Raw genomic sequence first — 14,926 nt, 5'->3', positions numbered from 1 at the left:
TTTTTAATACTTAATTCACCACAAAACCTGGTGGTCAATTTGCTCCGGAATTAGGTGGTCAGTTTGCTCCGGAACGGGTGGTCAATTTACTCCGGAATTAGGTGGTCAAATTGACCGGTTTTTCCAAAAAGAGAACAGAAAAACCGAAAAAAAGAAAAAGAAAGCAGTTTTGAAAGTACGGGATGCAGGCAGGCCAAAAGGAAACGGAATAAGTCCCGAAGGGTGGCTTGGGAGGAACGAGCAAGACATTATGCCGTAGTCTTTTGGCTCGCCAAGCTATCCCGAACTACCTTGATTTTCTTTTTATTATTTCTCGTTTAAATGCTTATTAAAAATATAAAATCCAATCCGTCCATAGCATCTGCAATGCAATACCCGCTATATTCTGCCAATTAAAGCCACGAAGTGCCACAATAGGGAATGTATAAGCCTAATGAATACCTTCTGTCGCAAAATCAGGAATTATGAAAAAAAGAAACGCAAAAAAAGAAGTTCAGGAAAAAAGGAAAGAAATAAAAAAAACAAAACAAACAGAAAAAAGGCCGTTTATGCAGGTAGATAAAAGCGGAGATGTGATTTCCAATTTTCTGTCGAATTTCCTGAGACAGCTCAAAAATCCGACCAGATCGGGATTGGGAAAACTCTTGGGCAGGCTATTGTTTATAAGAATCAAGGAAAATCAAAAAGAACCTCAAAAACCTTCGAATCTGATTGGCCCGGTTAAAACGGTTTTTCGTCGTGTAAATAATCCTGAGGGTGCTGTTGAGAGTCCCAGCCAAAACAAATCGCTAAGCCAGCACACAAGCCAGTACAACAACACTGCAGTCAAACAATCGCAGGATAAGGAACAGGAAATAAGCAAACCAAGAAAAACCAAGTTAGAGATGTAATGCAAGATTGAAAGCGTCCCGCCTGTCCGAAGTACTATATCCAGTGATACGGTTTGTCCTTACGGTTAAGGTAGCAGTACATATCTTCCTTTTTTAGTTCGGGAAAGAATTTAAGTGCATCTTCAATTGCATAGTTGGGCAGAAAGGAAATCTCTTCACGGACTGCCTTGATTACTTTTTCACGTCCGTAAAAACGGACGATTTCGTCAACTTGATCCTGACCTCCACGCTCCACAATGCGGGCAATAACCATTTTATATGCTCCTTCCCAATCAATGCTGTCGAATCTAAAATCCCAGAAGAATTTAGGATGGAGATTGGGTATGTTTTTAGGCAGTTTTTCCATTGTTTCTTTAATAATGGTTAGTATCAAATATAAGCAATTTCTGCTGAATTACCTGCGAAAACCTCTCTTTTTATTGGGGTTAATTGGTAAATCCTGGCTTTCTGATTTAAATTTATATAAAGGATTTTTTACTGCCAGTTCCAAACGCTTTTGGATGTTTTTCCAATTCTGCTCTTTTTCTTTCAGCATATCTACACCGTCAAATGTGTCAATCTTGTCATAAGTATTCAGGCCTCTGCAAGCCCAGTACGGATCTTTGCCATATTTTCTCTGATAGGCTTGCAGATAAAATTTAAGAGGTTCTTTCTCCAGCATAAAGTACATGTCGACAAAATCCTTGTATCGGGTGCCGTTCTGATGGATTGCATGGAGTTTCATTGCCCCAATATCTTCATTGGAAATCATGCGGACTCCTTCGGTTGTTTCCACAGAATTCAGAATAGGATAATTGTGCGTTACAATATCAACTTTTATATTATCGATGTACGTAAGAACTGTGTTATTGTAGAGTCGGCTTTCCCTTTCATCCACACCGTAAGTAGCATGCAGGTATTTGAGCATCGTCTGCGGATCAAAATTTTTTGTTGTAAAAAGATCTATGTCTACCGATAAGCGGTGTCCTAATCTTAAGGCCAGCGCCGTACCGCCAACCAATATATGGTCTTTCAAATTTTCATCTTTCATAAGTCTTTGGAGAAGTTCCCACATCTCCGAAGTAACAGTTTCTTTACAGAGCATAATTTTATATTTTCAGAAAATTAAGTCTGAAAAAGCCCTGCTCTTTTGAAGTGTCCTCTAATGGCTTTATTTGGCAGAGGATGTCCAATCTAAAAGATTTAAGTGTCTTTGGAATAAATAAGCCAAATGCTTCTAAGCGCTTCCAAGTACATCCACATTATGTCAACAATACTGAATATAAAATATATTAGTTGCAATTAACAACAGCAATTAAAGTCATGGAAAATGAAGAGAAAAAGAACCCGCGTAAAGGAGGAAGGCCACCAAAAATAGATCCCGCTTTGCATCGCTATTCCATCAGTTTTACCGCAGAAGAAAATGCACGTTTCCTGTCTCTTTTTGAAGCATCTGGAATGCGTGTAATGGCGCACTTTATTACAGCGTGTGTTTTTCAAAAGGGAGTCAAAATAGTCAAGATTGATAAAGCGACGATGGATTATTATATGAGACTGACCTCTTTCTACAGCCAGTTTAGGTCGGTCGGGGTAAATTACAATCAGGTTGTCAAGATTCTATATCAAAGATTTTCCGAAAAGAAAGCTTCGGCATATCTGTACAAACTGGAAAAGCAGACCGCAGAATTTGCTGTTTTATGCCAAAAGATCATACAGCTCACCGAGGAATTTGAAGAAAAGCACATTAAAAAAGCTTAGCACAAAAGCGAAAGTTTAGGAAAAACTATGTCGATAATGATGTTTGATATAACTCTTATGTATGATACATGATTTATCTTGTAGCCTATATAAATAATTGATAGGATACATTATTTTGTTTTTATTAATTGCTGGTTAGTGCAAATTGCATCCTAGATGTAGTTGCAAAATTGGAAGTGGAGATTTTAGAATCTCCATTTTATAAAAAATTGTACAGCTTACGGAGGAATTTGAAGAACATAATCTTTTATAGTGTTTAAAGCCAAAAGAAGCCACGTCATTCCAATAAAAGCAAAATTATTAAAACTGCAAAATTGTAATTTAAATTAGTTTTGATGCCGTGAGACACATGGCATCTTAATTGAATTTAACGATGTTTGGCATGGAAAATTTAAAAGATGAACAGTTTGAAAATAATGATATTGTATCAAAAAATCATGAGGATTTAGAAAGAGAAAAAGAACAGAAATTAGTAAATCTAATGATTGAAATTATTGTTTCATTAACATTGAAAGAATTATATGAAGAGAGCGATTAGATATTTAAGATTTAGCCAGTTGGGGCAGAGCAATGGCTCGATTGAAAGACAGGAATTATACACTGACCAGTACCTGCAATATAACAACATACAGCTGGTGGATTCTTTCATTGACAGGGGGAAAAGTGCCAAGACTTTTGACCGTCCTGATTTTATAAAATTGCAGGCATTTATAGCCAAGCATTATAAATCCGTTGATTATCTGCTTGTAGACCAGCTTGACCGCTTTAGCAGAGATGCTGGCGAAGCTATGAACATGGTCAAGCAGTTCCAAAAAAAATATAGTATTCAGATTATCAGTGTGACAGAAGGGATAGTCTTTGATTATGATACCCCGGGAAGCTTTTTCAGGGCAGGCTTACAATTACTGCTTGCCGAAGAAGATAATATAAACAGGAGTATTAAAGTGCGTGGCGGACTCTACACTGCCCGTGCTAAAGAAGGTCGTTTTCTTACCAGAGAAAAACCTTTTGGCTACAGCAAGGTTGGTGAAGGAAAACAGCGACATCTTGAAGTAAACGAGATGGAAGCTAAAATTGTCCGATTAATTTATGATATGTTCCTTCGTAATGTGCCTTTATATAAAATAAAAGAAATGGCGTACCAGTCTGGTTTTGACAGAAAAGGCAATATGGCTATTGACCGCGTGCTGGCAAATCCTGTTTATGCAGGACTGGTAAAGGTTGAGCCGTTCAAGGATCTGCCGGGCGGTCTTTTCCCAGCTATTCACGAGCCAATAGTGGATAAGATAACATGGACAATGGTTCAGTCCAAAATGAAAAAGGAAGATAAAGTAAAGGTAACCGTTGATGATGAGATACCATTAAGGGGCGTTGTAAAATGTCATTGCGGTACACCCCTTACAGGTGCTCCTTCCCGTGGCAAATCTGGAAAATATTTCTACTATTATAAATGCAAGCATTCCAAGCACAATAACATAAGTGCTGTAAAAGCACATGAGCAGTTCTTAAACGCCTGCGAACTAATGAGTGTTTCAGAAAAACTGATTAAGGAGATAAGAGATGGGAGTTATGCTTCCATTGAGCAGGAATTAAAAACAAACAAGAAAAAAGCAGTAGACAAAAAGCATAAACTTGAAGAGATACAGCAGAGATTAAATGCCGTGGAAGAAAAATGGTTCAGGGACGAAATAAATAAAGATACTTACGATAGATGGTATTCTACATACAGCGATCATATCCTGACCCTTACAGCATCGATAGAAAGACTAAACACAAACCAAGGTAAAGCTTTTGAAATTTTAGAAAGTAATCTCGATTTATTGGGAGATATACGATATGTTTACAGCAGAGCAAATACTTTGCAGAAACGTGCCTTTGTGAACATGGTGTTCGATGGCAACTTGTACTATCAAGAGGGTATATATCGAACACCTACAATGATGGATATATTTTCTCATAATGCCAGTAAAATGGAGGAAAAAGGGTATCTTATATACAAAAAAAAGAGGGATAACATTTCTGTTATCCCTCAAAGTGGGCGATGAGGGGTTCGAACCCCCGACCCCCTCGGTGTAAACGAGGTGCTCTGAACCAGCTGAGCTAATCGCCCTATTTTATTAGGCTGCTATCATTTTGTGATTGCGAGTGCAAATATACAGCTAGAATTTGTATTTGCAAGCATATTTAGAAAAAAAATGAAATATTTTTTACTATTATTATTTAGTACTCTATTTTTCAGCTCCTTAAAATGGCGATTAAATTTTACTTTTTCTAAAATTTAGTTAAAAAACAAAATCCCAAACGGTAATCTCGAATAATCTTTTGTAGTGCGATGCTATAATCATACATTTGCATACCTTAATAGTATACTAAAATGCCACGATTCCAGGAAAACGATTTACCGAAAGCTAAATTAAACTCTAATTCACTTCAAAAAGCACTTCAAATTTTTAAATATGGTAAAAGCCACAAGTGGAAATTTTTCCTCGGTTTGGTTTTTCTTTTACTGACCAGTGCCACTGCCCTCGCCTTCCCTAAACTAATGGGAATGTTAGTCGATTGTGTAACCAAAAAAGACCTGAGCAGGGCTAATGAAATTGCTATTGGACTTATGGGAATCCTGACACTACAGGCTATTTTCTCTTTTTTCAGGATTTCGCTTTTTGTAAATTTTACAGAGAACTCCCTGTCAAATATCCGTTTTGCCTTGTATGAGAATCTGGTTAAACTCCCAATGTCTTTTTATGCCCAAAAGCGTGTTGGTGAACTCAACAGCCGCATCAGTGCCGATATTTCGCAGTTACAGGATACTTTTACCACGACCATTGCTGAATTTTTACGTCAGTTAATCTTAATCATTGGTGGTTTTGTTATTTTAGGAAGCATCAGTCCGAAATTAACGTTAATGATGCTGGCTATTGTCCCTATTGTCGCCGTTGCAGCTGTAATTTTCGGAAGATTTATTCGTAAGTACGGAAAGAAAACACAGGATAAAGTAGCCGAAAGCCAGGTTATCGTCGAAGAAACCCTTCAGGGAATCAGCAATGTAAAGGCTTTTGCTAATGAATGGTACGAAATTCAGCGTTATAAAAACAAAATAAAAGAGATTGTAAAAATCGCTATTAAAGGCGGTCAGTACAGAGGTTATTTCGCGTCCTTTATTATTCTTTGTCTTTTTGGCTGCGTAGTGGCTGTCGTTTGGTATGGAATTACTTTAACGATCAAAGGCGAAGTTGAAGGTGTGGGTGATTTGATTTCATTTGTACTTTATACCACATTTATCGGGGCCTCTTTTGGAGGAATCGCCGAAATGTATGCACAAATCCAGAAAGCAGTTGGTGCTACGGAACGTGTGTTCGAATTACTGGAAGAAACCCCGGAAGAAATCAATGCAAAAAGAGCAACTACACCGATCGAAAAAATAAAAGGAAATGTTTCCTTCAAAAATGTAGCCTTCAGCTATCCTTCCCGAAAAGAAGTCGAAGTGCTAAAAGATGTCAATTTTACGGCAGAATTTGGTCAGAAAATTGCGATTGTGGGACCGAGTGGTGCCGGTAAATCGACTATTTCTTCCTTATTGCTTCGTTTCTACGATATCACCTCAGGAGAAATCACCGTTGACGGAAAAAATATCTATGATTATGATTTAGAAAACCTTCGTGGAAACATGAGTATCGTTCCGCAGGATGTAATTTTATTCGGAGGAAGCATCAAGGAAAACATCGCATACGGAAAACCCGAGGCTTCCGATGAAGAAATCATCCAAGCGGCCAAACAAGCCAACGCATTCAACTTTGTAGACGGTTTCCCGGAGAAATTCGAAACTTTGGTAGGAGAACGAGGCGTAAAATTATCAGGCGGCCAGCGGCAGCGTATCGCTATTGCAAGGGCATTGCTTAAAAATCCAAGTATCTTAATCTTAGATGAAGCGACTTCCTCTTTAGACAGTGAAAGCGAAAAATTAGTTCAGGAAGCATTAGAAGTACTGATGGAAGGAAGAACAAGCATCATTATCGCGCACCGTCTGTCTACCATCAGAAATGCCGATAAAATTCTGGTCTTAGACAACGGAAAAATATCAGAAGAAGGAACACACCAGGAATTGATAAACCTTGAAAACGGGATTTACAAAAATTTAAGTAATCTGCAGTTTAGTAACTCGTAAGAATTGAAATTCCAAATTTTTTAAATTCCAAATTCCAATGATAAACTTTAAACAAACCCGACAGGTTTTAAAAACCTGTCGGGTTTAAGAATAAAAAAACTCCATTTGCATAGCAAATGGAGTTTTTTTATAAAATCTAAAAATCTAAAAATCTAAAAATCTAAAAATCTAAAAATCTAAAAATCTAAAAATCTAAAAATCTAAAAATCTAAAAATCTAAACTGAGACTGAAAACTACTTCCCCTTCCTGCGTTTACGCTCCGCCTTAATCATCGATAATTCACGGCTGGTCTGCCCTGCTACAGAAGTGTTTTCTTCAGCACGACGGATTAGGTACGGCATCACATCTTTTACAGGTCCAAACGGAAGGTATTTAGCAACGTTATAACCGTTTTCGGCTAAGTTGTAGCTGATATTATCACTCATTCCGTACAATTGACCGAACCAGATTCTGTTATCATTTTTCGCAATTCCTTTTTGCTGCATCATTTCCATCAATTTATAAGAGCTCAATTCGTTGTGAGTTCCTGCAAAAATGGACATGGTATCTAAATGATCCAGCATATAGTGTACAGCTGAATCGTAATTATCATCTGTTGCTTCTTTAGAAACACAAATTGGGGAAACGTAATTCTTTTCTTCGGCTCTTTTGTTTTCTTTTTCCATGTAAGCACCGCGAACGAGTTTCATTCCAATAAAGAAACCTTCTGTTTTGGCAACCGCATGCAGCCTTTTCAAATAATCCAAACGATCCCAACGGTACATTTGTAATGTATTAAAAACAATTGCTTTCTCTTTATTGTATTTGCGCATCATATCGGTAACCAAATCGTCAGCGGCATCCTGCATCCAGCTTTCTTCACCATCAATCAGTAAAGAAACATCTTTGGCGTGAGCCTCACTGCAAACCTTGTCAAAACGGGCCACTACTCTGTCCCATTCTGCCTGTTCTGCCGGAGACAAAGTTTGTTTTTCGCCTAATTTCTCATACAATTCAAAACGGCCTAAACCGGTTGGTTTAAAAACCGCAAACGGAATCGCCAGACGTTCTTTGGCAAATTCTATTGTTTTTAAAGTCATTTCCAAAGCAGCGTCAAACTGCTCTTCCTCTTCTTTTCCTTCAACTGAATAATCTAAAACAGATGAAACGCCTTTTGTAAACATTTTGTCTACTACAGTAATACAATCGTCTTCGTTGATACCACCACAAAAATGGTCAAAAACGGTTGCACGGATTAATCCTTCTACTGGCAAATGTGCTTTAATAGCAAAATTGGTAACAGCAGTTCCTATCCTCACCAAGGGTTCGCTGTCGATCATTTTAAAAAGAAAATAAGCTCTGTCAAGTTCCGTATCGCTTTTTAACGAAAATGCAACCTGAGTATTGTCGAATATTTTTTCCATTTAGGTTATTTTTTTGTGCAAATATAGACAGAGTTTCAATATTATTTAGTTAAAAATGCCTTATTTTGCGGATTCAATTAACCAAAAAAATATGCAATCCATTCAGGCCAATAATTATCTGGTGCATTTCAACCAAAATGCATACGAAGCTTTAAATACACATTTAAAAGAAAATAAATACTCTAATTTGTTTATTATAGTTGATAATGAAACAAATGAGCATTGTTTACCTAAATTTTTGCCCTTACTTGAAACTGATTTAACCATCGAAATAATCGAATTTGAATCCGGTGAAATCAATAAAAATATCGAAACCTGTATCGAAATCTGGAAGGTTTTAACAGAGCTTGGTGCCGACAGAAAATCGCTTGTTATTAACCTTGGTGGCGGTGTGGTGACTGATTTAGGCGGATTTGTAGCCTCGACTTTCAAACGCGGCGTAGATTTTATCAATATCCCAACTACCCTATTGTCTATGGTCGATGCTTCTGTTGGAGGAAAAACCGGAGTAGACTTAGGGAACCTGAAAAATCAGATTGGGGTCATTAATGTACCTCAGATGGTATTAATTGATACACAATACCTTGAAACCTTATCACAAAGCGAAATGCGTTCAGGACTGGCGGAAATGCTAAAACACGGACTGATTTATGATGCAGCCTACTGGCAACAGTTTTTAGACTTAAAATCAATTGATTATGCTGATTTTGACGAACTTATTTATCGTTCTGTTGAAATTAAAAATGAAATTGTTATTCAGGATCCAACAGAAAAAAACATCCGTAAGGCGCTGAATTTCGGTCATACCTTAGGGCACGCTATCGAAAGTTACTTTTTGGAAAGCGAAACGAAACAGACTTTGTTACACGGTGAGGCCATTGCAATCGGGATGATCCTGGAAAGTTATATTTCACTCCATAAAAACTTAATTACTGCAGCAGAATATGCAGAAATTAAAATCGCAATTCAAAGCATTTATGACAATGTGACTATTGAAGAAAATGACATCGAACCGATCCTCGAATTGCTGATTCACGACAAAAAAAATGAGTACGGATTAATTCAATTTGCATTGATTGAAGGAATCGGAAAAATAAAAATTAATCAATCCGTTGAAAATAAATTAATTCTGGACGCGTTTGAAGATTATAAATCTTAAACTTTTTTTAATCAAAACCATTGCTTTTGGTATATTTTATTTTTTACATTTGCCACGATGAAAACAAACAGTAAACAAAGACATTTTAGTTCTTATAGAAACCGGCTCAATAGTTCCTTGCTAAGGATGTTGAATCGTTTTTATAATAGTAAAAGTCCGTTTTGTTTTGATGTTTTCCAATGCTCAAAAGCAGAACACGAAAAACTGCAGATTATATTTGCCAATATTAGGGTTTGAATTTAAGATTTAGCACCGTTTTCCTAAATTAATAATACAATCTTAAATATTGAAAAATAAATGAATACAAAATATTCGGACTTAATAAATCAGACATACTACTTTCCACAAGAAGAATTTAAATTAAATAAAGACAACCTGCAATTTCACAATATCGATTTGATGAAATTGGTGGAACAGTACGGTACTCCGTTAAAATTTACTTATCTGCCTCAAATTTCTGAAAACATCAACAAGGCAAAGGCCTGGTTCAGAAAATCGATGGAAAAAAACAAATACGAGGCAAAATATTACTATTGTTATTGTACAAAAAGCTCTCATTTTGAGTATATCATGAATGAGGCTTTCAAGAATAACATTCATGTTGAAACTTCCTCTGCATTTGATATTAATATCGTTGAGAATTTATTGGAAAACGGTAAGATCAACAAAAGTACTTATGTAATCTGTAATGGTTTCAAAAGGGACGAATACATCAGCAATATTGCAAGATTAATCAATAACGGACATAAAAATACTATTCCGATTATTGATAACTATGAAGAACTTGATTTGCTTCAGGCAGAAATTAAAGGAAAATTCAAAATCGGGATCCGTATTGCTGCTGAGGAAGAGCCTAAATTTGAGTTTTATACGTCAAGATTAGGTATCGGATACAAAAACATCGTTTCCTTTTACAAAAAACAAATCCAGGAAAATGACAAATTAGAGCTGAAAATGCTTCACTTTTTCATTAATACCGGAATAAACGATACGGCCTATTACTGGAATGAACTGGTAAAATGTATCAAAGTATACATCGCGCTTAAAAAGGAATGCCCTACTCTTGACGGACTGAACATTGGAGGTGGTTTCCCGATTAAAAATTCACTGGCTTTTGAATACGATTACCAGTACATGATTGATGAAATTATCAATCAGATTAAAATTGCCTGTGATGAAGCCGAAGTGGATGTTCCGAATATCTTTACGGAATTTGGATCCTTTACAGTAGGTGAAAGCGGTGGCGCCATCTACCAGATTTTGTATCAGAAACAACAAAATGACAGAGAGAAATGGAATATGATCGATTCTTCTTTCATTACTACTCTTCCGGATACCTGGGCGATAAACAAACGTTTTATCATGCTGGCGGTAAACCGCTGGAATGATACCTATGAGCGGGTTTTGCTGGGCGGACTGACCTGTGATAGTGATGATTATTACAATTCCGAACAGAATATGAACGCCATTTACCTGCCTAAATACAACAAGGAAAAACCGCTGTATATTGGTTTCTTTAATACTGGTGCGTATCAGGAAACTATTGGAGGTTACGGAGGTTTACACCACTGTCTGATTCCCCAGCCTAAGCATATCCTTATCGATCGTGACGAAAACGGAATTTTAGCTACTGAAGTTTTCTCAGAACAGCAGACTTCTGACGATGTATTAAAGATTTTAGGCTATACCAAAAAAGTATAAAAAAAAACTGCTAAATAAAAGTTAATAACCATAAAATTATTAATTTGCAGTGTCATCCAAAAGGTTACACTTTTAATTCAAAAAAAAACAAAAAAACAAAAAAAAATGAAAGGACCAATCAGTCAGTTTATTGAAAAACATTATTTACACTTTAATTCCGCTTCTTTAGTAGATGCTGCAAAAGCATACGAACAACAATTGGCAAATGGAGCTAAAATGATGGTGAGTATGGCTGGCGCTATGAGTACAGCAGAAATTGGTAAAATTTTTGCCGAAATAATCAGACAGGATAAAGTACAGATTATTTCATGTACCGGAGCCAATCTGGAAGAAGACATCATGAATTTAGTAGCTCACTCTCATTACGAAAGAGTTCCTAACTACCGTGACTTAACACCGGAAGATGAATGGGCTTTGCTTGAAAGAGGATTAAACCGTGTTACTGACACTTGTATTCCTGAGCATGAAGCATTTCGTCGTTTACAAAAACACATTTACAAAATCTGGAAAGATGCTGATGACAAGGGAGAACGTTATTTCCCGCATGAATTCATGTATAAAATGTTGTTATCAGGTGTTTTGGAAGAATATTATGAAATAGATTTAAAAGATAGCTGGATGTATGCGGCAGCTGAGAAAAATTTACCTATTATTGTTCCGGGTTGGGAAGATAGTACTATGGGGAATATTTTTGCTTCATACGTGATCAAAGGTGACCTGAAAGCTTCTACGATGAAATCAGGAATTGAATATATGGTATTCCTAGCAGACTGGTATCCAAAAAACAGCACTAACGGAATTGGATTTTTCCAGATTGGTGGTGGTATTGCAGGAGATTTTCCTATTTGCGTGGTACCAATGTTGTATCAGGATATGGAAATGCATGATATTCCGTTTTGGAGTTATTTCTGCCAGATTTCAGATTCAACAACCAGTTACGGTTCTTATTCAGGAGCAGTTCCGAATGAGAAAATCACCTGGGGTAAATTAGATATCAAAACCCCTAAATTTATTATTGAGTCGGATGCGACAATTGTTGCTCCGTTAATTTTTGCATATTTATTAGATTTATAGGATAATTTTATGAAAAGAGTTATAGTAGACTACGCTAAACTTACCAACGAAATTTTAAACCTTTTGGTTGAAAAATTTCCTGATGGTTATGATGATTCGGATGTTATCCGTTTTAGAAATGCTAAAAACGAATTGATCGAAGCTGTTGAAGTTCGTACTGAAGACACTATTTATTTAGTAAAAATTAGTACTAAACTGGCTGATAGAATTGAAAATTACGATGAAGATGATGATATTGACGTAGATGTTGATGTAATCGAGCCAGTGAAAGGTCTTGATCTTGATGATGATATTGACGATGATGATGATGACGATACGCTGGACAAACCGGATGTTGACGATGACGACGACGATAAAGACAAAGATGATATTGCTGACGATGATGACGAAGATGATGATGAAGATTAATTTATCACTTTCTAAATAAACAAAAGGAACTCTTAATCGGGTTCCTTTTTTTATTCGTTCCGATAAATTAATTTAATTATAGGAAAAATACTATATTTGTTCCTGTTAAGAAAATATCAGCCAGATGAATTCAGAAATATTACATGCCAAATTAAAAGAAAATTTTGGGTTTGAAAAATTCAGACCCAATCAGGAGACCATCATCAATACGATACTCTCCGGTCAGGATACTTTGGCAATCATGCCAACCGGAGGAGGAAAATCAATCTGTTTTCAGTTACCGGCTTTGGTTTTGCCGGGAATTACAATTGTTATTTCGCCTTTGATTGCTTTAATGAAAGATCAGGTGGACAGCCTAAAGACCAACGGTATTCAGGCTTGCTACATTAACAGCAGCCAATCTGCGGAAGAACAGCAGTACTTTATAGATAATTTAAAATCCAATACTTTTAAACTGGTTTATATCGCACCGGAAAGTTTATCGTATCTGGATGTTGTTTTTAGCGAACTGACAATCAGTCTGATCGCCATAGATGAGGCGCATTGTATTTCGTCCTGGGGACACGATTTCCGTCCGGCATATACCAATTTGGGGTATTTAAAAAGCCGCTTCCCTTCTACTCCAGTGCTGGCACTTACAGCCACAGCCGATAAAGCAACGCGTACCGATATTACCAAACAATTAAAATTAAGAAACCCGAAAACCTTTGTAGCATCTTTTGACAGGAAAAACCTAAGTCTGGAAGTTCGTCCGGCTTTAGATCGTGTCAAACAGATCATTGATTTTGTAGACGGAAAACCCAACGAATCCGGGATTATCTATTGCCTGAGCAGAAAAACCACTGAGGAGCTGGCTGATAAACTGAAAAAAAACGGAATTGCAGCTAAAGCCTATCATGCCGGATTAGATAATAAAATACGTTCTAAAACACAGGACGAATTCATCAATGATGATTGTCAGGTCGTTTGCGCCACAATTGCTTTCGGAATGGGAATTGACAAATCGAATGTTCGATGGGTGATTCATTACAATTTACCCAAAAATATTGAAGGATACTATCAGGAGATTGGCCGTGCTGGCCGTGACGGATTACCGGCGGAAACAATTTTGTTTGAAAGTTACGCAGATGTCATTCAGCTTCAGAAATTTGCTTCGGAAGGACTTAATGCTGATGTGCAACTGGCAAAGCTGGAAAGAATGAAGCAATATGCCGATGCCTTAAGCTGCAGGCGAAAAATTCTGCTTTCCTACTTTGGTGAACTGGTGAAAGAGAATTGCGGTAACTGCGATATTTGCAAAAATCCGCCAACTTTTTTCGATGGCACGATTCTCGCGCAAAAAGCATTGTCGGCCATTAGCCGTTTACAGGAATCGGAACCTCTCGCTGTAATTGTAGATTTTTTAAGAGGCTCGAAAAACGCGTATATCTACGAAAAAAATTATCAAACGCTAAAAACCTACGGAATTGGCGATGATATCTCCTGGTACGACTGGAATCAGTACCTTATTCAGCTGATCAATCTGGGCTATTGTGAAATTGCCTTTCATCAGCATAATAAAATCCTGCTTACTCCTTTCGCCAGAAAAGTTTTATTTGAAGGTGAAAAAGTAAAATTGAATACCGTCGTTAAAAAAGTAATTGATAAAAACGAAATCAAAGAAACAAAAGCTAAAACGGCTAAAAATTCCCTTTTTGAAATACTGCGAAAACTACGCTATGAAATTGCCAGTGATGAAGATGTTCCTGCTTACGTAATTTTTAGTGATGCTGCTCTAAGACAAATGGAAACTTTAAAACCCATGACCGACGAGGAATTCCTTGCGATTGATGGTGTCGGAAAAGCAAAACTCGAAAAATACGGCTCCGAATTTATAGATGCCATTATTTATTATGAAAAGGTAAAAAAAGCAAATGCGAAACCCAAAAAAGAGAGCAATACCTATAAAGCAACTTTAGAATTATTTCAAAATGGTGCTACTGTTGAAGAAATTGCCGCACAGCGAAATTTAGGCCGTACTACTATTATTTCACATTTGGCCAAATTATATGTTGATGGAAATGATATTGATTTAACTTCTTTTGTGACTGATGAAGAAGTTAAATTACTCCATAAAGCGCAGGTAGAATTAGAATACCCAACAGCCTTAAAACCTTACTATGATTATTTTGAAGAAAAAATGCCGTATGATAAGATTAGGTTTGGACTTGCAGTTGTGGAGCGGAATAAGTAGTTAAAAGATTTTTTTGTCATTTCGACCGAAGGGAGACTCGAGCGATAGCGAACAGACGAAGTAAATCACATGAGTTAAATCCGCACAGGATGTTACGCTCTTGATGCGATTTCTCCCTTCGGTCGAAATGACACACTTATGCAAACAAAAAATCC

At 36.8% G+C, this 14,926-nt stretch carries 13 protein-coding genes and 1 tRNA gene; 10 read left to right on the top strand and 4 right to left on the bottom strand.

Annotated elements, in window-relative coordinates:
• Positions 1-464 precede the first annotated feature (464 nt).
• Positions 465-890: a hypothetical protein gene (locus D0817_RS22625; protein ID WP_127340622.1), complete on the top strand. Its 426-nt coding sequence runs from the start codon at positions 465-467 to the stop codon at positions 888-890.
• Between the two features lie 34 nt (positions 891-924).
• On the opposite strand, the gene D0817_RS22620 is transcribed toward D0817_RS22625, so the two are convergent.
• Positions 925-1,263 (bottom strand): DUF6922 domain-containing protein, encoded by a 339-nt coding sequence (locus tag D0817_RS22620; protein WP_238160929.1) that lies wholly within the window; start codon positions 1,261-1,263, stop codon positions 925-927.
• Between the two features lie 21 nt (positions 1,264-1,284).
• Positions 1,285-1,974 carry a nucleotidyl transferase AbiEii/AbiGii toxin family protein gene (locus D0817_RS22615; RefSeq protein ID WP_127340621.1) on the bottom strand — a complete coding sequence of 230 codons (690 nt, stop codon included), beginning with the start codon at positions 1,972-1,974 and terminating at the stop codon, positions 1,285-1,287.
• Positions 1,975-2,192: 218 nt separating this feature from the next.
• Between D0817_RS22615 and mobA the strand changes: the two genes are divergently transcribed.
• The 3 genes from mobA (at position 2,193) to D0817_RS22605 (ending at position 4,672) form a co-directional block, all read left to right on the top strand.
• Positions 2,193-2,627, top strand: coding sequence for a conjugal transfer protein MobA (mobA, locus tag D0817_RS22610; protein ID WP_127340620.1), 435 nt, complete (start codon positions 2,193-2,195; stop codon positions 2,625-2,627).
• 382 nt (positions 2,628-3,009) lie between these two features.
• Positions 3,010-3,165 (top strand): hypothetical protein, encoded by a 156-nt coding sequence (locus D0817_RS26035; protein ID WP_167470967.1) that lies wholly within the window; start codon positions 3,010-3,012, stop codon positions 3,163-3,165.
• Positions 3,149-4,672 (top strand): recombinase family protein, encoded by a 1,524-nt coding sequence (locus D0817_RS22605; protein ID WP_127340619.1) that lies wholly within the window; start codon positions 3,149-3,151, stop codon positions 4,670-4,672. Before D0817_RS26035 ends, D0817_RS22605 begins: the two co-directional genes overlap by 17 nt.
• Here the strand turns inward: D0817_RS22605 and D0817_RS22600 are convergent.
• Positions 4,663-4,737, bottom strand: a tRNA-Val gene (locus D0817_RS22600). The two genes, D0817_RS22605 and D0817_RS22600, sit on opposite strands and share 10 nt — an antisense overlap.
• A gap of 264 nt (positions 4,738-5,001) precedes the next feature.
• On the opposite strand from D0817_RS22600, the gene D0817_RS22595 reads away from it, so the two are divergent.
• Complete coding sequence (locus D0817_RS22595) at positions 5,002-6,792, top strand: ABC transporter ATP-binding protein (RefSeq protein ID WP_127340618.1); 1,791 nt, start codon at positions 5,002-5,004, stop codon at positions 6,790-6,792.
• Between the two features lie 234 nt (positions 6,793-7,026).
• Here D0817_RS22595 and D0817_RS22590 read toward each other — a convergent pair whose 3' ends face one another.
• Positions 7,027-8,196, bottom strand: a complete 1,170-nt coding sequence (locus tag D0817_RS22590) for a proline dehydrogenase family protein (protein ID WP_127340617.1) — start codon at positions 8,194-8,196, stop codon at positions 7,027-7,029.
• Between the two features lie 91 nt (positions 8,197-8,287).
• Between D0817_RS22590 and aroB the strand changes: the two genes are divergently transcribed.
• The 5 genes from aroB (at position 8,288) to recQ (ending at position 14,771) form a co-directional block, all read left to right on the top strand.
• Positions 8,288-9,355 carry a 3-dehydroquinate synthase gene (gene aroB / locus D0817_RS22585; RefSeq protein ID WP_127340616.1) on the top strand — a complete coding sequence of 356 codons (1,068 nt, stop codon included), beginning with the start codon at positions 8,288-8,290 and terminating at the stop codon, positions 9,353-9,355.
• Between the two features lie 297 nt (positions 9,356-9,652).
• On the top strand, positions 9,653-11,056 hold the full coding sequence (locus D0817_RS22580; protein WP_127340615.1) for a type III PLP-dependent enzyme domain-containing protein: 1,404 nt from the start codon (positions 9,653-9,655) through the stop codon (positions 11,054-11,056).
• 105 nt (positions 11,057-11,161) lie between these two features.
• Positions 11,162-12,130 carry a deoxyhypusine synthase family protein gene (locus D0817_RS22575; protein ID WP_127340614.1) on the top strand — a complete coding sequence of 323 codons (969 nt, stop codon included), beginning with the start codon at positions 11,162-11,164 and terminating at the stop codon, positions 12,128-12,130.
• Between the two features lie 9 nt (positions 12,131-12,139).
• A complete protein-coding gene (locus D0817_RS22570; RefSeq protein WP_127340613.1) occupies positions 12,140-12,538 on the top strand; it encodes a DNA primase in 399 nt (132 codons plus the stop codon).
• A 124-nt stretch (positions 12,539-12,662) separates the two neighbouring features.
• Positions 12,663-14,771, top strand: a complete 2,109-nt coding sequence (gene recQ, locus D0817_RS22565; RefSeq protein WP_127340612.1) for a DNA helicase RecQ — start codon at positions 12,663-12,665, stop codon at positions 14,769-14,771.
• Positions 14,772-14,926: the final 155 nt, after the last annotated feature.

Origin of the sequence: Flavobacterium cupreum, assembly GCF_003996965.1 — a bacterium.
Classification (GTDB): domain Bacteria; phylum Bacteroidota; class Bacteroidia; order Flavobacteriales; family Flavobacteriaceae; genus Flavobacterium; species Flavobacterium cupreum.
The sequence above is the reverse complement of the archived record's forward strand: the minus strand, read 5'-3'. Positions and strand labels throughout refer to the sequence as shown.